The organism is Natrononativus amylolyticus, from assembly GCF_024362525.1.
In the GTDB taxonomy this organism is placed as follows: Archaea; Halobacteriota; Halobacteria; order Halobacteriales; family Natrialbaceae; genus Natrononativus; species Natrononativus amylolyticus.
In genome coordinates this window covers 645,408-668,354 of record NZ_CP101459.1, presented here as the reverse complement: position 1 = coordinate 668,354, position 22,947 = coordinate 645,408, and the positions used below count along the sequence as shown (strand labels likewise).

The following is a 22,947-nucleotide window of genomic DNA, read 5'->3' as shown; positions in this document are numbered from 1 at the left end:
GGAGAGGTCGGCGGCTTATGCGAGCAACTTCAATTTGCCGGGGTTAGCGACGGTCACATCCAGATATTCTGAAAGAGTGTCATGGATGTGGTAGTAGTTGGTGGTCGCTTCAAGCGCAGGTTTTGAGTCAACGTACTGCCGGGTAAAGTCGCTGAGGTTCGCGTTTTCGACGCGAACCTCTTTAACGATCTCACAGTATTCGTCCAATACTGCGATTTGTGAGTCCCGCTTGTGCACGTCGATTCCAATGAACATTGGACTCACCGTAGAACGTCGGTGCGTGAAACAGAGATTCACCTAAGCGGACTTTCCCGACTGTCGTCAGGAGCGGCGGTCGGGCTGTGATACCCAGGACTCGGCTTCCTACGGACTCGGACAGTCAGCACCACGTGCTCTCGGGCACGGAAAATGGGTCGGTCTCTTGCGCCTCATACTCGTTTCACGCTCTCATAGGATAGCAGAATGCCATCGAGTCAGCACGACTCCACCAAAATGAATGGTAAATGATAAAAGTGACCGTGTTAGGTTCGCACGTGTAGTGAGCGAGCAGTCTCAGACTACAACCAGAAGTCAGTTTTCCGGCGCCGTCACACGGAGTTCATCGTCGACCTCGTAGAAGTAGCCCCGCTCGAGTAGCCGGGTGAGCGCATAGTTCGCATCTTCAGGCTCAAGGGCTAGCTCATCACTTCTAAGAAGGATCTCGAGTGCGTGCTCTCGAGGGACCGACTGCACATCTTCATGATCGTCCGAATCGAGACTGTGTGTGCAAAGGACGTCGTACGCGTTTAGAATCCATTCCGAAAGCGGCGGTCGTGGATCAGTACTGTCGTCCATCTCGTTTTCGTACTGGGATTCTTCAGCATCGAGTCGCTTAAGGATACCCCACGTGAGAGGGGACCCGGCTTCGCAGGGTAACTAACGGACTCGAAGATCTCGTTCGAAGGAACTCACAGATCCACTTGAAGAGACGAGTGCTTCGTTGAGGTGCTATTATATTGCCCGATAAAATTAGTTAGAAAAATATATCCTGTTCGTGGCGAATCAGTGTGCTATGTATCTCTATACACCTGATGAAATCGACAGGGAGCGGGCTCATCATCAAGCAGTAATCCAAGGCGCGGGTGATCTGGATGTAAAGCGAATCGGGAATCTTGGGGAGCTCGCGTTTGAACAATTCTGTCGAGAGTATCTTCCTGTGGAGATGTGGGAATGGCAGAACGAAGAGGCGATCAGACGGTGTAATCCCGAGAGTTTCTCGGGATACGATTTCGAGGTGTTTGGCTACGAAGTTGACGTAAAAACTTCCAGAGACGTGTCTGCGTTTCGCCCAGCAAATATTCTCGAGAACGACCCAGACGACGATATTGTCGTCATGGTTTGGCATCGTGATAACGAGGATGCGCTTATCCTCCTTGGATGGGAGCGGACGGAAACACTGAAATCGAAGGTGAAAACTCAGGAGGCATATTCAGGTGAAGAGCCGGAAAAGCTCGCCCACCTCGCTGCTCGACCGATGAACGAATTGCAGGATTTAGGCCCGAATACGGCACATATGAATCAGAAGCCACAGAATCCGTTCAAGCCGAGGGACCGGGTTGTGAAAGCTGGGGATGATGATGCGTCGGTTGCAGTCGTTGTTGAGGTGCTCCCTCCGGAGAAAGACATCAACCTCTACGGGCAGAGTATGGACGGTGAAGCAGTCAGTGTGGCGTTCCCAAATATGCTTGATAACGGGCCTGGGAACTGGCGTGAGATTCATCCGGCGAAGCTTGCATCGTACTGTGACGATCAAGACATCAAACTGTACACATACAAGCATACGAATCTCGAGTTCGCAGAGAACGCGTTTACACCAGGCGACTATGTCATCAAGCCTGATTACGACGATCCAGATTTAGCGGTGATTCTCGAGGTTGCGGAGGATAATGAAGACCGAGACGTGACTGTCGTATTCGTTAAGCATCTCGAGAAGGAGTTCGGTGAGCAACCTTACGTTCAGCCAAGTGATCTTGGCTCGCGTTGTGACGAAGCCGGAATTAAAACATACTCATACAACCACGCAGAACTCAGCTTTGAGCACCAATACTGATTGAGAGTAACTCGAAAAGAACTGCTACTCAATTCTGTAAAACGCATCATGCGGCGTTCGATCGAGAGCACTATTCAACAGGGCAGAATGAATGATTCTCACTTTCCAGTCAGCCCTTACGCTCCCCTATCAATCGTCCAATCCGGGAATCGTTTGTTCGCACCTGAGAGGTGAGACGCACCTACGCGTGCCTCGAGAGTGCCCATGAGTATAGATCGACCGATCCAGCGCGAGCAAGACCAGGAACACCGCCATGACAGCAACAACACCAGTGACCGAGAGCGACGGTATTCCGGCGACGTCGCTCGACTGAACGAGCACGAACTCGTCGCCGTCGACGAGTGGCTATCCGGCACCGAACCAGCACCATACGAGATCGACCTCACCGATGGGTACGAGTACCGTACGCGCTACTGGCGCTGCCGGAACTGCGGCCACGAACGAAATCGCCGCGACGAATTCAGCGCCACTGTGAGACACCAGACCCACCGACTCCGCTCGAGGCAGGCGACTACTCGATCGACGAGCCGCGAACCCGCCGGGCACTGAGCGAGGAGATGGACGTTCGCTTCGCCAGCGTGGGCGCAACCTACGAAGTCGTCAGCGAGAGCGGGAACACCTACACGGTCGATATCGAGACAGAGACGTGCACCTGTCCGGATTGGGAACAACGCCAGCCTGCCGGCGGCTGCAAACATCTCAGACGTGTTGATCTCGAGATCCGGACTGGGATCACCCCCGCTCCGGATGGACCGTTCAATCATCGTTACTCGGCACTGTCTAGTTTAGCACTTCCTCAGCCGGCGTTCGTCCATTGAGCGATTGATGCGGTCTCTGATGGTTATAGTAATGTGCGAACTGTTCAATCCATTTGCGTGCGCTCGCCCGACTGCCCACCCACGAGTTATGGAAACAGTCAACTCGCATTTTGAGCGTGTGAAACCACTTTCGATGAGGTTTCGGTCGGTATAGTCAACCCGACCGTTCAATCCTAACCGAGCAAGAGCAATCCGGTAGCCAAACTGATCGACGAGAAACACCGACTCGGAGAGATCGTGTTTCTCGCGGAGTCCATGCAGGAATGCAGCTGCCGGATCGGTGCCGTGGCGTCCGAACAACTGGACGTCGGAATTAACTTTGTATCGAGGCCTATTGCAGCGTACAACCAAGACTACTCCCCGTTGATTTTGACAGCGGTCTCGTCAACCGCGACTCGCGTCGGCTTCGCCGACGGCGGGTCAGAAACGCTGTCAGCCAGCCGACGTACCCAATTCCAAACCGCCCATGAGATCGTTCAACGCCTAATTCGGCGAGAATCGTTGTTGTCTCCCGAAGTGAACATCCAGTTGCATGGAGCCGGACGGCGACGCCTGTCAGGGCGTGCGCCGCCCCTCTAATCCACATGGAGCATAAATAATAAGTGAGTTGAGTATCTATAGGTAATTGCCATGTCGAATTACCACCCAATCGGTTCGAGCGAAAATGAGATCGAGGAAAAGGAATTGGAGACCGGCGACAAAGATAGAGTTGCTAACGGACTGTCTCGACGTGCGGTACTGCAGACTGGAGGCGCCCTCGGAGGAGGGGGTTTGTTGGGTATTACTGGGATAGGAGTAGATACTGCAACAGCCGCCAGTAATGAGATTCATCTCGACTATGATAACTACGATAGCTGGGATGAGGTTTATAACCGGTCAACTGGGGAGAGTAGTAACATAAGTCTAGTGAGTAGTCCTACTTATTCTGGTAATACCTCTGTCCAAATTGGTGTGCCTGAGGATGAAACGTGGGGTATCAGTACTGGTTACGACTTTGACGATGATTTGACCGAACTCAACGGACGAATTCGGTTTGCACTAAATTCCAACTGGGAGATGAGCGGAACTGATACTTGTCGGCTCTGGAACTGTGCAATCGCTCAAGGAACCTACAGCTCCGGGTGTGATGGAGCGCCTGATGGATGGGACGGATGGTCTAATCGAATGTATGTGACGAGCCAGGGTACAAGCGATGATGGTCCGTATAACCTGCTTTCGTATACGTACCACATGGATCAGAATGAGAGCTGTGGCGATGAGGAACTTATTGATAACGTATCAATTGAGCCCGGTGTCTGGTACGAATTCGAATACTATGTTCATGTGAATACTGTCGATGGTGGGCAAGGCGGAGATCCCAACTCTGATGGGATTGTTCGGTACTGGCTCGATGGCCAACAAATCCACGAAGAGACCAATCGTCGATTTACAGTGGACCACATCAACAACGGCATTCAGACGAACGGTCCCGTAATGCACTATGGTGGATCAGAAACTGCACCACGATCGCTGTATGCGTACTACGATGATCATTCGATGGCACTCAATGGTACCTTTTAGAAAAATATAAAATAGTTATTATTTTCTAATTCCACCAGGATGTCGGCTGTGTCACTGAGCGCCGAACTCGGTTGAACAGATCCTTTGTTACGGCACGCCCCGCTCGCCGCTTCCGCCCTCCGCGCCGCTCGCGACCGACCATTCCGGGCTAAAGTGCATCTGGTTTCGACGCCAGCATTAAGCGCGTTTTCGGTTGCGCCCCTCGCGGGCTTTCGTGTTCCAGCGCTTTGGGCCGTTCCGCACGGCCGTCGCCCTGGACACGGACCCGCAGTTCGGTCCGGACACGAGAAACGGCTTAAAGCTGGCCGCTCGCTCCGGGCGGGTCGGCGCGCGGTTCAGATTGCACGGGTTTCTTGGTGTGATCGATACAGACTACTGTGGCGTCCATCTCCCGCCGCTTTTTTTAAGTTCATCGTGGAACTCATCTCGTTCGTCTTCGTCAGCTTCGGCGGCTGTACGGCGTGGTTTCTGGTAACTCAATCCCGCTTCTTTCAGTAACCGCCGGCAGCTCGGGATTGAGTACTCGACATCGTACGTCTCGTCGAGGAACTGCTGAACCAGCGTCGGCGTCCACGCCGGCGCGTCGAACCCAACTTCCTCGGGCGAGTCGTGGACAGTTGCATTGAATTGCTCTTGCTCTGTTTCTGAGAGCTTTCGTTTCCTCCCAGACCGCTGAGCATCAGTCACGGTCTGCTCGAGCGACTCGTCCGTGTCGAGTCGCGTGAGCCAATTATAGATCGTTTTCCGTTCAACCCCGTACCACTCAGCAAGTTCAATCTGTGGAACGCCGTTTTTGTACGCGATCGCGGCCAACAGCCGTTGTGTCGGTTTCTTTCCTTCTACGTTGCCGAGTGCGTTCTGAAGATCCTCGACGGAGATCTCGTCAAGATGTTCCATTGCAAGGGCCTACAACCTCTGCGTAAAAAGTTCTAACGACTACTATAATAGAGGAGTCGACGTGGACTTTCAACTGGTTCGGTTTCGGTGGTAAACGGACCACTCGAGAAGACAGTACAGGCGGGATGGTAGTACACTGGTGCGTTGGGAGAGAGACGAAGACGATGTTGCGGGGATGCGGATAGACGTGTGAAGTGCTCGGATCGCGTAGGGCAGAGTGGGGTTGACGTGAAGGTGACGCTCGAGGAGAGGAGAAGAGAAAAAGGGTGTAGGGTGAGGGAAAGATCGTGATGGAGGGGTGGAGACAGAGAGGTAGTTGTGAGGGAGACGATGTCATCGATATTACTCGAGAAGGGAGAGGAGCACACTACCACCGAAAGCCCTCGGCCGCTCGGCATCCCGCGCCTCGCTGCGCGCCTCACTCCCTCGCAACGCTCGGTCGTTGCGGTGCTTGCGTCGGCGGGGACAACCGAGACGTCCTCGCCCTTTCGAAGTCCGTCAGGCTGAGCTGAAGGTAGGGGTGTTTTGACACTCCTTGACCGGTGTGAACGAGACGGCACGCCCCGCTCGCCTCCTCGCCCTTCGCGTCGCTCGCGACTGACCATTCCGGGCGTGCGGGCGCTCTCCGCACCGCGAGCGCCCGTTCCGGGCGTGTACCTTCGGCGCCAGCGGGTAAGCCCGTCGGTTGCGCCCCTCGCATGCTTTCGCGTTCCAGTGCTTGGTACCGATGTGCGCGGCGAGCCACGATACAGCTCGCCGTGGTCTCGACAGTCGCACTGGACACGGACCTGCAGTCCGGGCCGGACACGAGCGGACTTACTCCGCTGGCCGCTTGCTCCGGTCGCTCCCGGCGCGCGGTGCTGGATGGTGGGGGTATAGTGTCCCGCTCTACTCGCGCCTCAGGGGACCTGAAGGCGCGAGCGAGAGCGGTTGCAGGAGACGAGCACAGTTGGGACTCAGAGGAGTTGAAGGTGAAGACGCGTTGGAAAGCGCCTTCGAGGTTAATGCAATGAGTTCTACGAACTTCCGAGATGATAAAACTTCGGATGAATCGACTGTCAACCAAGAGGTGGCTGCGGAGAAGACGGACGTAGGCGTGGAGGTGGAAGATCCGTTCGCGGAAGACATCGTGGACGAGACGCCGGAGCTCTCGCCGAGTGCCGAGCAGGAGACACACACGAAAGTCGAGACGAACCACCCCGAGACGGTGGTTGGTCGCGAGGAAAATGAATTCGGCCACCTGCCACTGGCGCAAGAAGAGCGGATTCGAGGTCGGGAGGAGGAGCTCGAGTTGATCAGTGCAAAGGCGACGTTCGGACGGCAGGACGGGCGGGAAGCACGGGCGCGAGAGATCGTCGTCGAGCAGCGCAGACAGCGGCGGGTCGAAAGGGCGGATCCCCGGTCGGAGTTGGAACACATACAGTTGGCGGAAGTCAACACGCAGTCAGTGCGGATCACGGAATCGGTGCGCGGGGGGCCAAGCCGAGCAGCAGTGAGCCGTAGCCTTGGCGAGAAGGTCGCGGGGGGACAGTCAATGATCGACGCAACCCTCGAGCAGATGGAGGAAGTGAAGGCCGAGTCGGGAACAATCGTCGACATCGCAGACGTGCCGGAGGTGGAAGCAGGCGAAGTGGACGTGGAAGGCGAGATCATTGAGTTGTGGGCGCCCTCGAAGCCGTCGATCAGCCAAGTGGGGCTGATCGCAGACGACACGGAGAAGATGAAGTTTACAATCTGGAAGAACTCCTACCAGACGACAGTGAGCGAGGGTCAGACAGTGCGGATCCGGAACGCGGCGAAGAACTGGCACAACGAGCAATGTAACCTCGCCGTGACCGGCTGGAGCCGCCTCGAGTTCCCCGAACGCGGACGGTGGTGGACCCAGGAATAGCGTCGTCTCACCTCTTTTTGTGTGGACGACCACACGCTCGCTTCGCTCGCGTCCTCCCCAGCCTCCTCGCTTTGCTCCCTGCGGTCGCGTCGCTCGTCCCTCACGCGTTCTCCGCGTTTAGCGCGGATTCATCGCGCGCCACGCTGATGCAGTTCTGAGAGCTTCGTCGAGCAGCCCAGTCGGATGGCATCCTCCGGCGTGACCGCCGGAGTTCTTGCCCTGCACTGCCTCAGAAGCGTGCGAACGTGCCAAGACAGGGAGGAGCGCAAAGGTTTTGTATGTCAGTCGGATAGTGGGTATTAGGTGATTCAAAATGGGAAAGACCTCGTTTGAAGCGAACCACGGAGAAGAACTCACACTCAAAGTGGATGACAGAGGACGGGTAACGCTCCCGAAAGAGATTCGAGAGCGACTCGGAATCGAATCGAACGATGAGATCCCCGCTACCCTCATTGGATCCGTCCTCGAGGTCAACCCGAAGCCGAGTTCGAAACTGAAGACAGCAACAGCAGAGCGGGATAACTGGGAGAACTCCACACCGACTGATGCTGGAGAAACGCTCTTCGGGCCAATGAATCGGTAAAGAAGCCGAATGCCTGATTCTTTCCCGACCGAGGTGACGATCCTCACTGATGTAAACGTTCTTGCGATCGGGCTGACCGATAACCATCCCGCGTATGATGATGTATATCCGTGGATCCAGAACACACTTGATGGACCGAACGTCTTACTCGTATTCGATTACTACCCGTTACGAGCACAGTATCTTATGACGGGCAATTTTGGTGTGAACACTGTTGATGCTCGCAATGCGATTCAATCGCTCGTACGAAGCCCAGCGCGAATCGTGAGCGCCACCGAGTCGACGCTTCTCGAAGCGTACGATATTAGCGCCGAGAAAAATCACGACGTGTACGACTCGTTCATCTTAGCGCTCGCGCGGTCGTATGATGCCGATTACTTGATCACTACCGACAGTGATTTCGACGACCTTTGCGACGGCGAAGATGTGAAATACGTCAATCCAATCCCGACAGAAAAGCGTGAGAAACTCACACTCATTGATGGGTAGGCCAACCTGCGATTAGGACAACGTGTACTGAGCATTTCCTCCTCCGCGTTGATCACGCTCTGACTTGTGCGACAATCGCGCCTTGTCTCTCGCACATGAAAGTAGAAACTAGTCGTTCTCAGACGTCTGAGCAGGAGATCACAAACTCATCAGTCCACGATTGACGCAACATTCAGTTCGACACGATCGTGGGGTTGTTTGCCCCTCTCAGCAGGGTAGAGGGATCAAAGATGCCAGTACCAGATAGCCAGTCAGAGTCGATTGTTGTTGAGTTCAAAACCAGAGACGATCCATTGTTCCAGAAACCCGATCACGATCCTCACGGTGAACTGCCGGCTCTTGCGGCCCGCTCTGGAACGAGGTACGACAGCTGTGGGACATACGGTCTGGTCACGACGCTGGCTTGCGAGGAAGCCACAATCCGGGACGTCGACCTCGTCTGTTCGAAGTGTGGGTGAGATCGGCGACACGGGCCACGGCGGATCGGCGAACGAGAAGGACACGACAATGCATCCGCCCAGTGGTGTTGTTCGCCCCTCTGAGAGGGGTAGAGGGTTCAAGAGATGTCGATACACGAATCGGTCAGTCGACTGGCGACCGCACAGGTACTCGAGGCGTCGGAGAGCATCGAGGAACGATTCCCGGTATGGGATTGTGAGCAGGGTAGCGTCCGATCGTGGGCACTGGGTCGGCGGCAGTGTGTGTTCTCGTTGGTTCGGTTCATCGTCGACGAGGTGGGTAAGGCAGTATTCTCGACGCCGATGGAAGTAACGATCGCACCGACAGCGGTGTACCAGCCATCGTCGAGCTGGCCCGACTGTTTCGTTGACACGTACCAAGTGGCCGTCTATCCGAACGCAAATCCGGACTGGGGATCGATCGAAGCCGAAGCCCCAACGCTCGAGGAAGCACTCGAGGTCGCAGAAACCGTCTGCAGTGACCTTGGGGAGCAATACAACCTGCAGACGGAAGACGAGCGAGAGAACGGCGAGATCACCTTCTCGTCGCGGGGGCCGAAGCCAATCCGCTGAGTCGAAAGCCTTGCGACGAACGCACAGCCGGTAGCGTTGTTCACCCCTTGGGAGGGGTAGAGAGATTGAAAACAATGCAAACTGCTAGTCGGACCAACATACCAATCGCCGTTGAGTTCATCACCGAGACTGATAATGCCGTCAAACGTACCCGCTTCGACGTGTTCGACGCTCCTGGTCACACCAACACGAGCTGTGAGTACTGTGGGAAGTTCGGACTTGTTCCGACCCAGAGCTGTGAAACTGCCTGTGACCTCGGTGTTCAACTGATTTGCTCGGAATGCGAGAGTGCGTAACTCGACACGATCGACCAGTCTAGCCGCAGTTGACCTGATCGATGTCACCATCAGCACACCCACTCGAGCGACTTGAACCGACCCAGCGGACGCTCCGACGCGCCCAGTACGAAGCCTTCGAGTTCGAACTTGTCTCGCAGGGCGTCCTCGCTCGCAATATCAGCCATGCGAATCCGGAGGATCACGAGTATCTGGTTACGATCGAGGACGGCCTGCCGCACAGCTGTACGTGCCCGGCAGACGAACACCACCAGGGCGCGTGCAAACATCGGGTTGCAGTCGCGATCCGAACGTCCGTTCTCGAGGCTACACGCCACGCACAGCGGATTCGCGAACTGCAGACTAGGGCGCAGGCCCCCAGCGAGTCCGCCAGCATTGTGAGTTACCCCACGCATGAAATCGAGTCCGAAGGTGTGGGGTAACCTTGCCGAACCGACTAGCGTCGGCACGAACCCACCGCATGTGGTGTTGTTCTCACCCTCGAGAGGGGTGGAGGGTTTGAACCGATGCAACAGGTTAGAACCATCGACCGAGTGGTACAGCGAGCTGACTACTACGAAACCGACACGGGCAGAGAGCTGCGTCTGCGTGCAGCAGCCGAACTGACTGTTTGCACAGAGCGGGTGGTGTCCGATGGCGGGACCGCAGCCACCGAGACCATCCGGACCGATTCCGAGAGGCCGCCGTACACGCGACATATCGAACCGCCGGAACAGGGCGGGAAGGCGTACATCCGGTGTAGGTACTGCAAACGTGAGCTGCTGGTCGAACTTGGTGGACAGGACAAACTGCCGCATGCGCCCGGCTGCCCGGAGGGTGAGTCGTGATGAGTGAGTCCACTGGATGGCCTGACGACCGAGTACAGGCCGAACTCGAAGCAGTTCTGGCCAATCTGCGAACGGTCGAGGAGCACCTGGCCGAGCCGTTGACCCTCGCAGACTCGATCGCCGAACTCGAGGCGACGATCGCCGTCTACGAGCAGACGGACGTGGGGGCCTGACGATGCCTGAGTGTTCGAACTGTGGCAGTCACGTTACAGAACAGTATAAGCGTGTGTTTGCAGACAACACTGGAACGCTTCATGCTTGTCCGAACTGTCGAACCCAGCAGGCGAGATTGGCAGGAGCTGGGGCGGGGTTAACAGTGAAGGTGAATCATGGCAACTAGACAAGTCGAATACGAGTGGTCGAAAACGCCGCCAGCATCGCACTGATCGAAGCGATCGCGAGGCTCGAGAACTGCCCATCGACCGAGCTGGGACCAACCCTCGGGATCGTCCTCTCCGACACGCTTGATTCCGAAACGCTCGATCGACTCGTCACGACTGGCGAGCCGGTGTCGGTCGCATTCTCAATCGGTGAGTACGACGTCACACTCACCGAGAAGGAACTGCTCGTTCGGACAACCTGAGAGACGATCACTCGGTCCGCAGCGAGTTCGTATGAACGATGTGTTCTCGAATTCGATTGTACTGGACTCTGGGTAGCCCCTGTATCTTCGACGTGATCAGGCCAAGTGTTGTTCCACCCCTGGAGGGGTGGAGGGTATCAGAGATGTCTCACGCAAACGAGACGGCAGCAGCACAGCCACCGACTATTCAGTGCATCGAGACGGGAATCGCGACGATCGTCGACAACGGAGGTGAGCAGTGATGCCGCTCGTCGAGATCGAAGAGCGGTATACTGGCGCGTTCGACGTTGTGGAGTGTCCGGTTTGTGGCTCCGACAAGTGGGTACATCTCGTGTTCCAGGGGGTGTTTTGCACGACGTGCAACACCCGATGCACGCTTCGAGAACCTGCAGGTGATCAGGGGTTCATCGCCGAGTTCGACAGCTCATACTCCTGGTCGGTCGATGGGGCTGATCCAATTCCCGACACCGACGAGTACGGGCCACGTGCGTCGGGAAAGTGGCTCGGAACAGAGGCACATGGATACGACCGGTACTGGTTTTCGGCGTATGCAGACCACGTTCACGACGACTGTGAGTGGGAGCCAGCGTGGGATCGAGAGCCAGAGGACGAGCAGAGTTACTCCACGGACGAGGGATGATCTGAATCCGTGGGGTGACTCCACCAGCCCAGCCAGTCCGTACGAACACATCGCACGTGGTGTTGTTCTACCCTCGTAGAGGGGTGGAGGAAGCGCGAACAAGCAATACGCGCTCTCCAGACTGATCACCATGCCATTCCTAGACGTATACGAGCACGCGTTCGACGAAGACGTCCCTCTCCCTCGACAGACTCGAGTCGAGGACGGGGACAGCGAGGAACAGACACCATCCCAAGACGGCCCCAGTGCGGGCATCAACGACGAGGAGGGACGGTCCCTACCATGACTGAACTCCGGATCGCTACTGATCTCCTCATGAGAGTTCACGCCGAGGGGACGATCACCGCCCAGTTTGCAGCCAGTATCGGGTGCAGAGCCGAGCCAGACGTCCAGACCCTCAGCCCTCCGAGAGGCCACTGTGGTTTTCTCGGCACCTACGATAGTGCGCCAGGACTGTCGCTCGATCTTCACCACGGCGATATTGCTGAGACCGCCGACGCGTCAAGCCGCCGTGACGCGCTCACCACCCTCGAGGAGTTCACTGCTGAGGTCTGGCACAATCGACATCAAGTGAGGTCGGGGTGAGCGAACGGTGGTACGCTCCCACTGCGCTGAGTGTGGATACGAGGGATCGAGAGACGGCCCGCTGTCCCAGCGTGGGTCGGACGTCGTTCCGATCTACGAGTGTACGAACTGTGGGGACGTCGCTGCACTCGGTTGCTCGTGTGACGATCCGGCACGCCATCGACCTCCCACCGCCCCGTGACCTCCTGTTCAGTAGTGTTGATTCTCCCTCAGAGAGGGATAGAGGGGCAACGCGACTGGACGTGTCTGTTGGGCGCGATCACCGAAGATGGTGATCGCTTTTTCGCTCGATTCGAAGAGTACGTCACCGCCGCCCACGCGAAACATTTCCTTCTTTCGCTATGCCAAGAGTTCGAAGATGATTTGATCGTTGTGTTAGATGCAGCGCCGTACTTTCAGGCGTCGGCCGTCACGGGCCGCCAGGTCCGTTACGACTTTGCCTTCGTCACGTTACCGGCGTACTCTCCCGAACTCAATCCGGTCGAAGAGTGCTAGAGACAGCTGCAATCAGCACTAAGCAACCGGTTTTTTGTCTCACTTTCTGAGCTGACAACCGCGGTCGATACCGTTCTTGATCAGCTCTCTATCCCTAACGTGAACAATCATTTCTAACATCTACTATAGCCGCACATTCGTAACCAGGAGTGCAATGACTTTCAACGACTACTATAGTTCAGCACCTCTACCATTTATTATACAATTTGATATGTATCGTTGGTGAGTGTTATAGTAGTGCCAAAGTTGAGCAAGTCAAACTTTGACGTTCACCCGACTGGCGACCCACGAATTGTGGAAGCGCCCGGCCCGCACCTTCAGCGGGTATACTACTTCCCAATCGGGTTTCGGTTAACATAGTCGACCTACCTCTTCAACGCCAACCAGTGGATAGAAGTTAGATAGCCGTAGCCGTCGGCGAGAAACACGATCTCTATGAAACGGCTTTTCTCGACGACTAGTTGGTGCAAGAATGTGGCGCTGGGATCGGCATTTCGCGGTTTAACATTCCGACATCAAGACCCTCGCATACGATTGACTGAGCAGGTTTATGGACACCATTCCAGACTAATTCCACGACCTGTTGGTTCCTCAAACTGGCCAAATTAGACACTGTCCTGAATCGGGCTTGTAGCCTTCAGAAAATAACCATAATCGCCTCCTATCTGTAGTCAAAGTACTCGGGCTATAGTTCTGAATGCTCACAATACCATCTGTAATAATGATTATTAAATATCTGATAAGAACTCTTCTACTTGATAACAGAAACTAATCTCTGGCCTAGATGAAAACACTTTTCCAAAAATTTGGTTATAATTGAATCATCCAAATAACAAGCTATGACACTCCAATTATTGCATTAAAATACAACATTTTGATGGGCTCTATTACAAACATATGCCTGTAAATCATCTCAAGCTGACTTTTAATCACTTTTACAATGTTACTACGCAAAGCTACTATCCCTCCAATTGTAGTTCTAAATGTCGTGCCGTAAAGATTGTCGTGCATTCGGAAATTACGAATACTGAATCTGCAGCTCGAGTTCGTTTGCTGTCCCTATGACTATATCTGGTAGCTGTTCTTCATAAAATTCTCCTTTGAACCGATGAGCTGGCCCAGATACACTCAGAGCGCCGATAACTCCCTTATTCGGCGAGCAGATGGGTGCACCAACAGCACGGATCCCCTTCACTTGCTCTTCATGGTTGAAGGAAACACCATTCCTGTCGCGAATGGTCGCTAATTCGCTTTTCAACTCCTTGCGCTCTGTAATAGTGTTGTCAGTACGTCGCTCTAATCCATAGCGATCGACTATCTTGTCCACTTGTTCGTCTGGAAGATATGCCAAAATCGCTTTACCCGCAGCGGCTTGATGAAGCGGAAACCTCCGCCCTTCACGTGAGTATGTTTCGATAGCGTGTTTCCCTGAAAATGTATATACATATACTCCTTGCCCGTGCTCCTCTACTGTAAAGTGAGCTCGACCGCCTGTTTCTTCAGCCAATTGATTAGCTTTTGATTCCGCTAATGAGAAATAATCGTTCTTCTGTACATGTTCACCTAGCTCAAGGAATTTCAAACCCAAACGATATTCGTCGCCCTCTTTGATTACAAATTGACGTTGCTCGAGTGTTGTGAGATGACTATGAGCAGTGCTCGGTGCAATCCCAACTTCGTCTGCGACTTCGGTTACCCTACCTCCATCAAGCTGTTTGAGTTTTTCAATAATTTCGAGTGAAGTCTCGGTTGTTGCGAGCAGCCGTTTGTTTTCGTCCATACCGTGTTATTAGCCCCTATTGTTATAAAGTTCCCCTCTGCCGAATGGAGATTCGTGATCTCGTATTAGCATAGAAAATTCCAAATTTAAACTCATTAGTTGCACCTCAATTTACGCAAATTACACCAAACTGGAGTGGAATATTACCGCGATAAGCTATGGGCGTTGGTTACAACCCACAAATAGCACCTCTTGTGCCTGTTACTCACAATCAAGATATTACACGAATAGTCTACTATTATTTACTGTATGTCATTCACTGAGATTCGCATTTTCGGAATTATATATGGGGGCGGCTATGCAGCCCAGTTCCACTCACTCTGAATTTTCCACTGCTATTTGGTTACCACTTTAACACCAATAACTTCAATTGAATTAGCTAGTAGAGCACTGTGCTATTCTCAAATCATGCTCTAGGGGGCCGAATTTGTATCGCTACCGATCAAATCGAATCAACTATTGGAAATGACGACCATGGTGTCTCTAAGGCAGGAACTCACATTCGCGAGAGCCGAATTATAGTCTTAGAATCTTATTCGTCATCAACGATGACTTCTTGATCCTCTAGCTGTCCAATCTTCTCTGGTGGATACTCGAGTTCGGTGAGTATCTCTTCGTTATGTTGACCTAGAGTCGGCGCTGGTCGCCGGATCTCTACATTGGACTCTGAGAACCGAAGCGGGCTGTTTGTCAACGTAATACTTCCATATCGTGGGTGATCAACTTCTGTAAATACGTCTCGAGCTTTGACCTGGTCTAGGTTCGTCGCTTCAGCGATTGAATTATGCCTGGCAGCAGGGATTCCATGATTGTTGAGCGTTTCAACTACATCATCAACTTCTCGTTCATGCAGCCAGTCTTCGAACAGTGCTGTTAGTTTTTCGGCATCAGCCATACGGCCACTATCAGACTGGTACTTGTCCTTCTCAAGGAGTTCTGGCCGGTCAAGTAGTTCACAATATCCTTTCCAAACGCGATCGGAGTATAAAAGGAGGGCCACGCACACCCAACCGTCTGCGGCTCGTGCTGCGCCATAGAGCATGTCCGGCTCGAAAAATCCGTTGCGTCCCCCTCGCTCGAGTTTCTCACCGAGATTTGTATAATATTCAAACGCCCCATCCATATTGTGCATCATCGACTCAAGAAGAGAAATGTCGATCTTTTGTCCACCGTTTCCACGATCACGATGCCGGAGTGCAGCGAGTGTACTGATAGCTGCATTGTACCCAGCATAGAAATCTGCCAGTGAGGATTGTGACCGAATTGGTGGATCGCCGTCGTATCCGAGGAGACTAGAGAACCCAGATAAGTGTTGGATGATTGTATCCATTGCAGGTTTCCTCGCATCGGGACCATCTTCACCATACCCGGTGACATGAACGTAGATGAGATCTTCGTTGATTTCTGTCAGCGCTTCGTAATCCGCACGGAGCTTAGCTGCAACACCGGGCGGCCAGTTTTGTATGACGATATCTGCTTTCTCAACTAACTCGTGGAATAATTTAATTCCCTCGTCCGACTTCAGGTCAAGCCCAAGTGCCCGCTTGTTCCGATTATACAACTCAAACGGTGGGTTGAAGCCTTTCCCGTTTAATTCTCGTCGATCGACTCGATATACGTCCCCACTGGGTCGCTCGATTTTTACGACGTCAGCTCCGAGATCTGCAAGGAACATTGCACAGAACGGACCAGCGACAGCTTGACTCAGGTCGACAACCCGTACATCTGAAAGTGGCATTAACTACGGTATTATCTTCGCTGCTTAATAATATTGCTCCTAGAGCGGTATCTCCTTGCAGTGCAGTCTATGAAAACCTTAGAATTCCTGCTGGTGTTCGCAAAGGCAAACGCTACGGATTCACAACCGTCAATCTTCCTTTTTGTTTGGGAAACAGTTTTAATTGAACCGAAGAGATGGAGAAGTGCATGTACGTCACCGTTATTGGAGCTGGAACAATGGGACACGGCATCGCACAAGTAAGCGCAATGGCTGAGCACGACGTTGTACTGTACGATATTGACGACGAGATTGTTGGTGATGGTCTCGATGCAATTAAGTCGAACCTCGATAAGGGCGTGAAAAAGGGAAAAGTAGATGAAACATCAGTTGATGAAACCCTCGAACGCATTGAGGGAAGCACTGATTTCCAAATTGCTTGTGAGCATGCCGATCTCGTTATCGAAGCTGTCCCTGAGAATATAGAGCTGAAAAAGAGTGTATTCGATGATGTTGAAGCAGCAGTTTGTGATGATACGTTAATCGCTACTAACACATCATCGCTCTCGGTGACGGAGCTAATAAACGACCTCACATGCCCATCTCGAGCGATTGGAATTCACTTCTTCAATCCAGTTCACATCATGCCACTTGTTGAGGTGGTCGTCGCGGCACAAACAAGTGAGGAGACTCAAACCCAAGCAGAGCTTTTCGTTCAAGATCTCGGTAAAAAGCCCGTCACCGTCAATGATTTTCCGGGCTTTGCTTCCTCGAGGCTTGGTGTTACTCTAGGCGTAGAGGCTATTCGTATGGTTGAACAGGGTGTTGCTGACGCTGAGGCAATTGACAGCGTAATGGAGGTGGGATATAATCATCCAATGGGACCGCTCAAGCTAACAGACATTGTAGGTCTTGATGTTCGACTTGATATCCTGGAGTACCTCCATGAAGAACTTGGAGAACGATTTCGACCCCCTCAGTTACTCAAGCGGAAGGTGCGGGCCGGTAACCTTGGCAAGAAAACGGGGAATGGATTTTATGAATGGGCAGATGGAAAAGCGGTCGGTGTAACTAACACCTCATAAATCACGGGCCTTCTCAAACAACTTTCCTGGTCCAATACCCCTGGAATCTATTCTCATTTGACGGAGTGCATCCCACAATGTTGCCTGGTTGGAAGTTACCACGGGTGTTCCGAAGTCTTCTTCTAGTTGATCGATAACCGAAAACGTTCGATAGTTCGTACACGAAATGAATACCGCATCAACATCCCATTCAGCAGCCTCAGCGGCGTGCAGATACGCCTCGTTTTGAGATAAAGCACCGATTTCGAGGTTTTGGTCTAGTCCGCGGCCGTCAATATTTTCGACTTCAACACTGCCGGCTTCGAGGAACTCCCGTTCTAACTCATTGAGCTCTTGAATGTAGGGTGTGACCACCGAAATTCGGTTCGCACCGAGCGCAGCAAGGGCACGCTCGACGGACAAAGCCGTTACAACGGCAGGCGCATCTGCGCTTTTAGATAGAGTCTTCTCTAATTCGAGGGCATATCCGCGACCGTTTACGAGACTTCCCGTTGTACAGCCGTATGCGAGTACGTCAACGTTGGCATGGCTAAGTTTCTCTGCCTCTCTGGATGCGGTCTCGGACATTTTGCTCAACTCTTCAGCTCCGACACGATCAAGAGGGAGTCGAGCTGTATACAATTCGACCCCCTTTGGAAGCGTCTCACGGAATTCCGGTTCATTTGTTGTGTTTGAGGACGGTACGAGTAATCCGAATCGTGCACGCCAGCCGTACATTTGTCTACCTCGTTTCCTGGGTGGAATCGGTCGCGATATTTATCTGTCGGCGGTTCTGAATATCTCCCCTCTTTGTCTTCCCGACTATCTTTCGTATAACACAATCGATTGTCATACGTTATCCCATAACTCATACCCACTAATTTGTTATGATACGCCTCTCTTTGGAAACCAGTTAGACTGTACATCAGCAGTGATTCAGGACAATCGGAAATGAGGACTCACACAGTCACATTAGGTGCCAATAGAGTCCTGTCTAGTTGACATCCATAATGATGAAGTAAGGTCAGTGTGAACGCACCACTGCATGAACGTACCGAATATCACTCCCCACTTTCTTGACCGAGCAGTAGAGTACTACGGTGATGTTGTTGGGGTGATTGCCGACGATGGGACAGAATTCACATACGATGAGTTTGGTCATCGAGTAAATCGCCTCTCTAACGCGTTGCTCGATCTTGGCCTTGAAGAGGGAAATCATGTCGCAATCGTCAGCCAAAACACTCACTGGTGTTTGGAAACGCTATACGCCGTCCAGCAGCTAGGGATGGTCTTTGTGCCGTTAAATTATCGACTCATCGAGAGTGACTACCAGTATCTCCTTTCAGACTCGGAAGCGGATGCGGTTCTCGTTGACTACGAATTCGCAGAAAAAGTTGATCCAGTTCGTGATGACGTCCCCGCTGATCAATTCATTTGTTACAAGGCCGAGCGTGCAAAAGGCTCTTGGACTGATTATGACGAGCTCATTGAAGGAGCGTCTAAATCGCAACCTGATCGGCCAGACATTCAGGAAGACGATGAAGCTACGATCAACTATACGAGTGGAACGACTGGTCCACCGAAAGGGGTTGTTCGAACACATCGAACTAATTTCTCGAACGCTATAACTCACGCATTGAACGTCCAACTCAAAGATGATACCGTGTACCTTTGGACACTCCCAATGTTTCACGTGGAGGGGTGGAGCAATATGTATACTATTACGGGTGTCGGTGGAACGCACGTTTGCTTCCGAGATTTTTCTGCCGAAGCGGCCTTCGAGCGAATTCGCGAGTATAATGTGTCATACTTATCGGGTGCACCGACAGTGCTTAACCGCCTTCTTGAGTATAACGAGGAGACTGATGACCTTGTTACAGCGGGTGAGAATTCTGTTACGATATCAACGGCTGCTGCGTCACCACCGCGAGCGACGATCGAAGCTATCGAAGATGATCTCGGATGGGACCTCTATCACTTTTATGGACATACTGAGTCTGGTCCTTACACTACAAGTTACTCGCCACGGCGTATAGACTCAAAGGGACGAGTCGCTGTGAAGACTAAACAGGGGATCCCGTCGATTGGGAACGAAATGCGAGTAGTTGATAAACAGGGGAACGACGTCCCCCGAGATGACGAAACGATGGGAGAGATCGTACTCAAAGGAAATCTTGTTTTCGATCGGTATTGGAACAAACCACAGAAAACCGAGGAGGCCTTCTCCGACCGAGTCGATGGGTGGTTCCATTCCGGTGACCTCGGAACGATCGATGAAAACGGCTTTGTTACTATCAAAGACCGGAAAAAGGACGTAATCATCTCTGGTGGCGAGAATATATCTACGCTCGAGGTCGAAGATGCGATCTATGATATTCCAGATGTAGTGAGAGCGACCGTTATCCCCGTGCCGCACGATGAATGGGGAGAAACACCAAAAGCACTAATCATCACCCGGAATGACTCTAAACTCACAGAATCGGATGTAATCACTCATTGTAAGGATAAGCTGGCAAGCTTCAAAGCACCGACGAGTGTTGAATTCGTCAACGACCTTCCTGAAACATCTACAGGGAAAATCAAGAAACACGAACTACGTGAAAAGTACTGGGAGGACGAAGACCAGGCCATTGGGAGTGGATAGCGGTTACCGGAGTACTGAACAGAGATCCGTATCCTGTAATAGTAGTTTTTCGTGAGCATTGCGTCACAGAGACGCATAACTTACTTACTGACTGTTGGCATCATCATTACTATGAATGGAACTCCTCGTGGGCTATTGCTCCCAGACACAGAAACAAGAGACTCAATTGAGTATGGGGTACTCGCTGAAGACCTGGGATACGATTCTGCGTGGATGGTTGAGTTATGGGAGAACAACGCATTTGTAGAATTGGGGATACTTGCAGACCGCACTACTGATATTAACCTCGGCACTGCCATCGTCAATGTATTTTCACGGTCTCCAGGGGTACTCGCGATGGGGGCTGCATCGCTTCAGCGCTATTCAGATGGGCGCTTTTTCCTTGGAACAGGTGTTAGCACACCAAAAGTCATTGAGGACCTCCACGGCATAAAGTTTGAGAGACCGGTTCGACGAGCCCATGAAACGATTGAGGTTGTAGATGCGTATCTCGATGGTGACGGGTCGCCTGTACTCTATGAAAACGAGTTACTCGAGGTCGCCGACTTTCCCTCACTCAATATTAGCGTCCCAATCTTCCACGCAGCGCTTGGCTCTGCGAATCGACGTGTAGTCGGCCGATTAGCGGATGGCTGGATACCGCACAACGTTCCCTTCTCATATCTTACTGAATCCTTCGCGACTATTGCTGAGGCAGCTCGAGAGAGAGGACGTGACCCTGATGAAATCACTGTTTCCCCGTACGTTCCTGTAGCAGTTGCAGATGACGTCTCAGTTGCTGAAGAGGCCGTACGCCGGCATCTCGCATATAATATTGGTAACGCAAAGGGATACGAAAATGCGGTTGCGCTGTCTTTCCCGGAAGAAGCTCAGGTAGTTGCCGATTTCTGGCGAAAGGGGGACCGGTCGAGCGCTACTGCAGCAGTCACCGACGAAATGATCGTAGATCTCGGTATTGTGGGGACACCGGATACTGCGCCCGAGAAACTTGAAACCCTCTTAGATGCGCGGGATATAATCGATTTCCCGATCCTCGCGATCCCACGACAGTGTGATGAAGAGCTGACGTTGCAGACAATTGAAGCTATGGCACCGTAATTGTCGAACCCGTACTATGGATTCACCTTTGCCCCTAATACTGATTGAAATAGTTGGCTGGGGTATCCAAAACCATGAGGTGTAGTGGACACGTTCCACAAATTGGTAAGATCACCGTTGAATTGGGTCCATGTCAAGCTTTTCTGCAACGTCTTCGCGAAGTTTGTATTTCTGTATTTTTCCACTGGCAGTCATAGAGAACTTCTCAACGATCTCGAGTCTCTCGGGAAGCTTTTGGACAGCGATATTTTTATCCTTCAGGTGGTCGATTAGTTGATCGAACGTCGGAGGCAGATCCGAATCCACGGGAAGGACATACATACACGCACGCTCCTGTAACCGTTCGTCTGGCATTGCGACTATTGCGACGTTTTCTACTGCGGGATGTTCATGTAGATACTCCTCGATTTGACGGACTGGAATGTTTTCTCCACCTCGGATAATGAGATCTTTGATCCGACCTTTGATCTCAATGTAGCCATCCTCGTCAACAACTGCTTTGTCTCCAGTTTTGAACCAGTTGTCTTCGGTGAAGGCCCCCCGTGTTTGTTTTTCCTCATCAAAATACCCCACAAATAGGAACGGACCTTTTACTTGTAGTTCTCCATCTGTGTCCTCGTCCGCTTGAGCGTACTCTGGTTGCTTCACTCGAACCTGCATTCCCCCGTATGGTTTTCCATCGGTTGTGAGTATTTTTTCGTCGGGGTCCATTGGGCTGTTCACCGTCGGAAGCGTGTTCTCCGTTTGTCCCCACCCACGACAGACAGTGAGGTTTTCGAACGTTTCGTGAGCTAACTCGATTATCTCACGTGGCACCGGAGCTCCAGCGGTCATGATCGTAGTCAGGCTCGCGGTATCGTAGTTAGTTATGTTCTCCGCTTTTGCTAGATCACTCACAAACGGAGTTGCTCCGCCCATAAAGGTGCAGTTCTCCTCTGCAATACGCTTAATTGCTTGTTCTGGATTCCATCTCTCCAGGAATACACACTTCGTCCCGAGTATCAGTGATAGCCGATATCCATGTTGTATTCCCATCATATGCCCGATCGGGGATGGTGTGAAGATCACATCGTTGTCAGTCAGCCCAAGACGGTCAATTTCTCCTGTCACAGCGGACAAAAGTGTGTTCTCAGTGTGGAGCACTCCTTTCGGATTTCCGGTTGTTCCTGAGGTGAATTGAATGAGCGAAACATCGTCAGGTTCCACCTCAGTCGATTGAGGTTGTGATTCTTCAGTCGCAGCTTCCCAGTCTGTCTTGATTAACTGTTGCAGCGAAATTGATGTGCCCAGTTTTTCTGATTCGCTCTCCTCAATCACTACGATCTTCTCAAGCTCAGACAATTCCTCTTTTAACCCTGCCGCCATCGATCCATAGTCGAAGCCGTGATACGTTTTCGGTGCAAAATATGCTTTCGCATCGATCTTGTCGAGTATATACTCGAGTTCGTTTTCTCGATAACTACTCACGATCGGGTTAGTGACTGCCCCGATAAAAATGGCAGCAAGGTTGAGGATGGCACCTTCATTTCGATTCGGAATCTGATGTGCGATAACATCACCCGCGGTAATTCCGTGCACGGAGAGACCATGGGCGACGTTTTGCACGGCCTGGAATAGGTCTCTATAGGAGTACGTGCCGTATTTATCGACCAGTGCGATTTGATCCGGACGTTGCTCAGCGTGTTTTCGCAAATAATCGATAATCGTTTTATCTGGCCACCACCCTGCCTTAGTGAACTTCGCATGTTTTTCTTCTGTCCATAGGTATCGTTCCATGGGTATAGTTCACATAGCTTCGTCTTCCCTATAATTGTTCTCACTGACTCATACTAGGTGCGAAAATAGCGTTAACATCATGTA

The 22,947-nt window shown here is 52.4% G+C and carries 21 protein-coding genes and 5 pseudogenes; 18 read left to right on the top strand and 8 right to left on the bottom strand.

What is annotated here, in order from left to right:
• Positions 1-18: 18 nt before the first annotated feature.
• Positions 19-255: pseudogene (locus tag NMQ11_RS18505) on the bottom strand (IS110 family transposase); the annotation flags it as partial.
• A 315-nt stretch (positions 256-570) separates the two neighbouring features.
• The gene (locus tag NMQ11_RS18500; RefSeq protein WP_255171166.1) at positions 571-834 is read right to left on the bottom strand and encodes a hypothetical protein; all 264 of its coding nucleotides are present in this window, start codon (positions 832-834) and stop codon (positions 571-573) included.
• A 217-nt stretch (positions 835-1,051) separates the two neighbouring features.
• On the opposite strand from NMQ11_RS18500, the gene NMQ11_RS18495 reads away from it, so the two are divergent.
• Both NMQ11_RS18495 and NMQ11_RS18490 read left to right on the top strand, forming a co-directional pair.
• Positions 1,052-2,089 carry a DUF7961 domain-containing protein gene (locus tag NMQ11_RS18495; RefSeq protein WP_255171165.1) on the top strand — a complete coding sequence of 346 codons (1,038 nt, stop codon included), beginning with the start codon at positions 1,052-1,054 and terminating at the stop codon, positions 2,087-2,089.
• A gap of 204 nt (positions 2,090-2,293) precedes the next feature.
• Positions 2,294-2,907, top strand: a pseudogene (locus NMQ11_RS18490) (hypothetical protein).
• Here the strand turns inward: NMQ11_RS18490 and NMQ11_RS18485 are convergent.
• Positions 2,870-3,454, bottom strand: a pseudogene (locus tag NMQ11_RS18485) (IS6 family transposase); the annotation flags it as partial. The pseudogenes NMQ11_RS18490 and NMQ11_RS18485 sit on opposite strands and share 38 nt — an antisense overlap.
• An 83-nt stretch (positions 3,455-3,537) precedes the next feature.
• On the opposite strand from NMQ11_RS18485, the gene NMQ11_RS18480 reads away from it, so the two are divergent.
• A complete protein-coding gene (locus NMQ11_RS18480) occupies positions 3,538-4,467 on the top strand; it encodes a hypothetical protein (RefSeq protein WP_255171164.1) in 930 nt (309 codons plus the stop codon).
• A gap of 325 nt (positions 4,468-4,792) precedes the next feature.
• Here NMQ11_RS18480 and NMQ11_RS18475 read toward each other — a convergent pair.
• A pseudogene (locus NMQ11_RS18475) lies at positions 4,793-5,364 on the bottom strand (IS630 family transposase); the annotation flags it as partial.
• Between the two features lie 949 nt (positions 5,365-6,313).
• Between NMQ11_RS18475 and NMQ11_RS18470 the strand changes: the two are divergent.
• The 12 genes and pseudogenes from NMQ11_RS18470 to NMQ11_RS18420 form a co-directional block, all read left to right on the top strand.
• Positions 6,314-7,255, top strand: a complete 942-nt coding sequence (locus NMQ11_RS18470) for a DNA-binding protein (RefSeq protein WP_255171163.1) — start codon at positions 6,314-6,316, stop codon at positions 7,253-7,255.
• A gap of 313 nt (positions 7,256-7,568) precedes the next feature.
• Positions 7,569-7,838 carry an AbrB/MazE/SpoVT family DNA-binding domain-containing protein gene (locus tag NMQ11_RS18465; protein ID WP_255171162.1) on the top strand — a complete coding sequence of 90 codons (270 nt, stop codon included), beginning with the start codon at positions 7,569-7,571 and terminating at the stop codon, positions 7,836-7,838.
• Positions 7,839-7,847: 9 nt separating this feature from the next.
• Positions 7,848-8,327 carry a type II toxin-antitoxin system VapC family toxin gene (locus NMQ11_RS18460; protein ID WP_255171161.1) on the top strand — a complete coding sequence of 160 codons (480 nt, stop codon included), beginning with the start codon at positions 7,848-7,850 and terminating at the stop codon, positions 8,325-8,327.
• 563 nt (positions 8,328-8,890) lie between these two features.
• A complete protein-coding gene (locus NMQ11_RS18455) occupies positions 8,891-9,358 on the top strand; it encodes a hypothetical protein (RefSeq protein ID WP_255171160.1) in 468 nt (155 codons plus the stop codon).
• 337 nt (positions 9,359-9,695) lie between these two features.
• Entirely contained in the window at positions 9,696-10,076 is a 381-nt protein-coding gene (locus NMQ11_RS18450) for an SWIM zinc finger family protein (protein ID WP_255171159.1), read from the top strand.
• Between the two features lie 84 nt (positions 10,077-10,160).
• Entirely contained in the window at positions 10,161-10,481 is a 321-nt protein-coding gene (locus NMQ11_RS18445) for a DUF8118 domain-containing protein (RefSeq protein ID WP_255171158.1), read from the top strand.
• Positions 10,481-10,654, top strand: a complete 174-nt coding sequence (locus tag NMQ11_RS18440; RefSeq protein ID WP_255171157.1) for a hypothetical protein — start codon at positions 10,481-10,483, stop codon at positions 10,652-10,654. The genes NMQ11_RS18445 and NMQ11_RS18440 overlap by 1 nt, the downstream gene beginning before the upstream one ends.
• A 2-nt stretch (positions 10,655-10,656) precedes the next feature.
• Entirely contained in the window at positions 10,657-10,821 is a 165-nt protein-coding gene (locus NMQ11_RS20265; protein WP_425607716.1) for a DUF7563 family protein, read from the top strand.
• 15 nt (positions 10,822-10,836) lie between these two features.
• Positions 10,837-11,064, top strand: a complete 228-nt coding sequence (locus NMQ11_RS18435; RefSeq protein ID WP_255171156.1) for a HalOD1 output domain-containing protein — start codon at positions 10,837-10,839, stop codon at positions 11,062-11,064.
• A 241-nt stretch (positions 11,065-11,305) separates the two neighbouring features.
• Entirely contained in the window at positions 11,306-11,704 is a 399-nt protein-coding gene (locus NMQ11_RS18430) for a DUF7567 family protein (protein WP_255171155.1), read from the top strand.
• 282 nt (positions 11,705-11,986) lie between these two features.
• The gene (locus NMQ11_RS18425; protein WP_255171154.1) at positions 11,987-12,289 is read left to right on the top strand and encodes a hypothetical protein; all 303 of its coding nucleotides are present in this window, start codon (positions 11,987-11,989) and stop codon (positions 12,287-12,289) included.
• Positions 12,290-12,511: 222 nt separating this feature from the next.
• A pseudogene (locus NMQ11_RS18420) lies at positions 12,512-12,901 on the top strand (transposase); the annotation flags it as partial.
• Between the two features lie 901 nt (positions 12,902-13,802).
• Here the strand turns inward: NMQ11_RS18420 and NMQ11_RS18415 are convergent.
• Positions 13,803-14,564 (bottom strand): IclR family transcriptional regulator, encoded by a 762-nt coding sequence (locus NMQ11_RS18415; protein WP_255171153.1) that lies wholly within the window; start codon positions 14,562-14,564, stop codon positions 13,803-13,805.
• A gap of 532 nt (positions 14,565-15,096) precedes the next feature.
• Positions 15,097-16,302, bottom strand: a complete 1,206-nt coding sequence (locus NMQ11_RS18410; RefSeq protein ID WP_255171152.1) for a CaiB/BaiF CoA transferase family protein — start codon at positions 16,300-16,302, stop codon at positions 15,097-15,099.
• A gap of 188 nt (positions 16,303-16,490) precedes the next feature.
• On the opposite strand from NMQ11_RS18410, the gene NMQ11_RS18405 reads away from it, so the two are divergent.
• Positions 16,491-17,366, top strand: coding sequence for a 3-hydroxyacyl-CoA dehydrogenase family protein (locus tag NMQ11_RS18405; RefSeq protein ID WP_255171151.1), 876 nt, complete (start codon positions 16,491-16,493; stop codon positions 17,364-17,366).
• On the opposite strand, the gene NMQ11_RS18400 is transcribed toward NMQ11_RS18405, so the two are convergent.
• Positions 17,361-18,083, bottom strand: a complete 723-nt coding sequence (locus tag NMQ11_RS18400) for a maleate cis-trans isomerase family protein (protein ID WP_255171150.1) — start codon at positions 18,081-18,083, stop codon at positions 17,361-17,363. The genes NMQ11_RS18405 and NMQ11_RS18400 overlap by 6 nt on opposite strands.
• A 307-nt stretch (positions 18,084-18,390) precedes the next feature.
• On the opposite strand from NMQ11_RS18400, the gene NMQ11_RS18395 reads away from it, so the two are divergent.
• Positions 18,391-19,989 (top strand): long-chain-fatty-acid--CoA ligase, encoded by a 1,599-nt coding sequence (locus tag NMQ11_RS18395; RefSeq protein ID WP_255171149.1) that lies wholly within the window; start codon positions 18,391-18,393, stop codon positions 19,987-19,989.
• A 111-nt stretch (positions 19,990-20,100) separates the two neighbouring features.
• Positions 20,101-21,087 (top strand): LLM class flavin-dependent oxidoreductase, encoded by a 987-nt coding sequence (locus tag NMQ11_RS18390; protein WP_425607725.1) that lies wholly within the window; start codon positions 20,101-20,103, stop codon positions 21,085-21,087.
• A 111-nt stretch (positions 21,088-21,198) separates the two neighbouring features.
• Here the strand turns inward: NMQ11_RS18390 and NMQ11_RS18385 are convergent, their stop codons facing one another.
• Positions 21,199-22,863, bottom strand: a complete 1,665-nt coding sequence (locus tag NMQ11_RS18385) for an AMP-binding protein (protein ID WP_255171147.1) — start codon at positions 22,861-22,863, stop codon at positions 21,199-21,201.
• Positions 22,864-22,947: the final 84 nt, after the last annotated feature.

Excerpts from the sequence above, each read along its gene's own strand:
- NMQ11_RS18500 (WP_255171166.1), bottom strand. The coding sequence starts at position 834 with ATGGACGACAGTACTGATCCACGACCGCCGCTTTCGGAATGGATTCTA.
- NMQ11_RS18495 (WP_255171165.1), top strand. The coding sequence starts at position 1,052 with ATGTATCTCTATACACCTGATGAAATCGACAGGGAGCGGGCTCATCAT.
- NMQ11_RS18480 (WP_255171164.1), top strand. The coding sequence starts at position 3,538 with ATGTCGAATTACCACCCAATCGGTTCGAGCGAAAATGAGATCGAGGAA.
- NMQ11_RS18465 (WP_255171162.1), top strand. The coding sequence starts at position 7,569 with ATGGGAAAGACCTCGTTTGAAGCGAACCACGGAGAAGAACTCACACTC.
- NMQ11_RS18460 (WP_255171161.1), top strand. The coding sequence starts at position 7,848 with ATGCCTGATTCTTTCCCGACCGAGGTGACGATCCTCACTGATGTAAAC.
- NMQ11_RS18455 (WP_255171160.1), top strand. The coding sequence starts at position 8,891 with ATGTCGATACACGAATCGGTCAGTCGACTGGCGACCGCACAGGTACTC.
- NMQ11_RS18450 (WP_255171159.1), top strand. The coding sequence starts at position 9,696 with ATGTCACCATCAGCACACCCACTCGAGCGACTTGAACCGACCCAGCGG.
- NMQ11_RS18445 (WP_255171158.1), top strand. The coding sequence starts at position 10,161 with ATGCAACAGGTTAGAACCATCGACCGAGTGGTACAGCGAGCTGACTAC.
- NMQ11_RS18440 (WP_255171157.1), top strand. The coding sequence starts at position 10,481 with ATGAGTGAGTCCACTGGATGGCCTGACGACCGAGTACAGGCCGAACTC.
- NMQ11_RS20265 (WP_425607716.1), top strand. The coding sequence starts at position 10,657 with ATGCCTGAGTGTTCGAACTGTGGCAGTCACGTTACAGAACAGTATAAG.
- NMQ11_RS18430 (WP_255171155.1), top strand. The coding sequence starts at position 11,306 with ATGCCGCTCGTCGAGATCGAAGAGCGGTATACTGGCGCGTTCGACGTT.
- NMQ11_RS18425 (WP_255171154.1), top strand. The coding sequence starts at position 11,987 with ATGACTGAACTCCGGATCGCTACTGATCTCCTCATGAGAGTTCACGCC.
- NMQ11_RS18415 (WP_255171153.1), bottom strand. The coding sequence starts at position 14,564 with ATGGACGAAAACAAACGGCTGCTCGCAACAACCGAGACTTCACTCGAA.
- NMQ11_RS18410 (WP_255171152.1), bottom strand. The coding sequence starts at position 16,302 with ATGCCACTTTCAGATGTACGGGTTGTCGACCTGAGTCAAGCTGTCGCT.
- NMQ11_RS18405 (WP_255171151.1), top strand. The coding sequence starts at position 16,491 with ATGTACGTCACCGTTATTGGAGCTGGAACAATGGGACACGGCATCGCA.
- NMQ11_RS18400 (WP_255171150.1), bottom strand. The coding sequence starts at position 18,083 with ATGTACGGCTGGCGTGCACGATTCGGATTACTCGTACCGTCCTCAAAC.
- NMQ11_RS18395 (WP_255171149.1), top strand. The coding sequence starts at position 18,391 with ATGAACGTACCGAATATCACTCCCCACTTTCTTGACCGAGCAGTAGAG.
- NMQ11_RS18390 (WP_425607725.1), top strand. The coding sequence starts at position 20,101 with ATGAATGGAACTCCTCGTGGGCTATTGCTCCCAGACACAGAAACAAGA.
- NMQ11_RS18385 (WP_255171147.1), bottom strand. The coding sequence starts at position 22,863 with ATGGAACGATACCTATGGACAGAAGAAAAACATGCGAAGTTCACTAAG.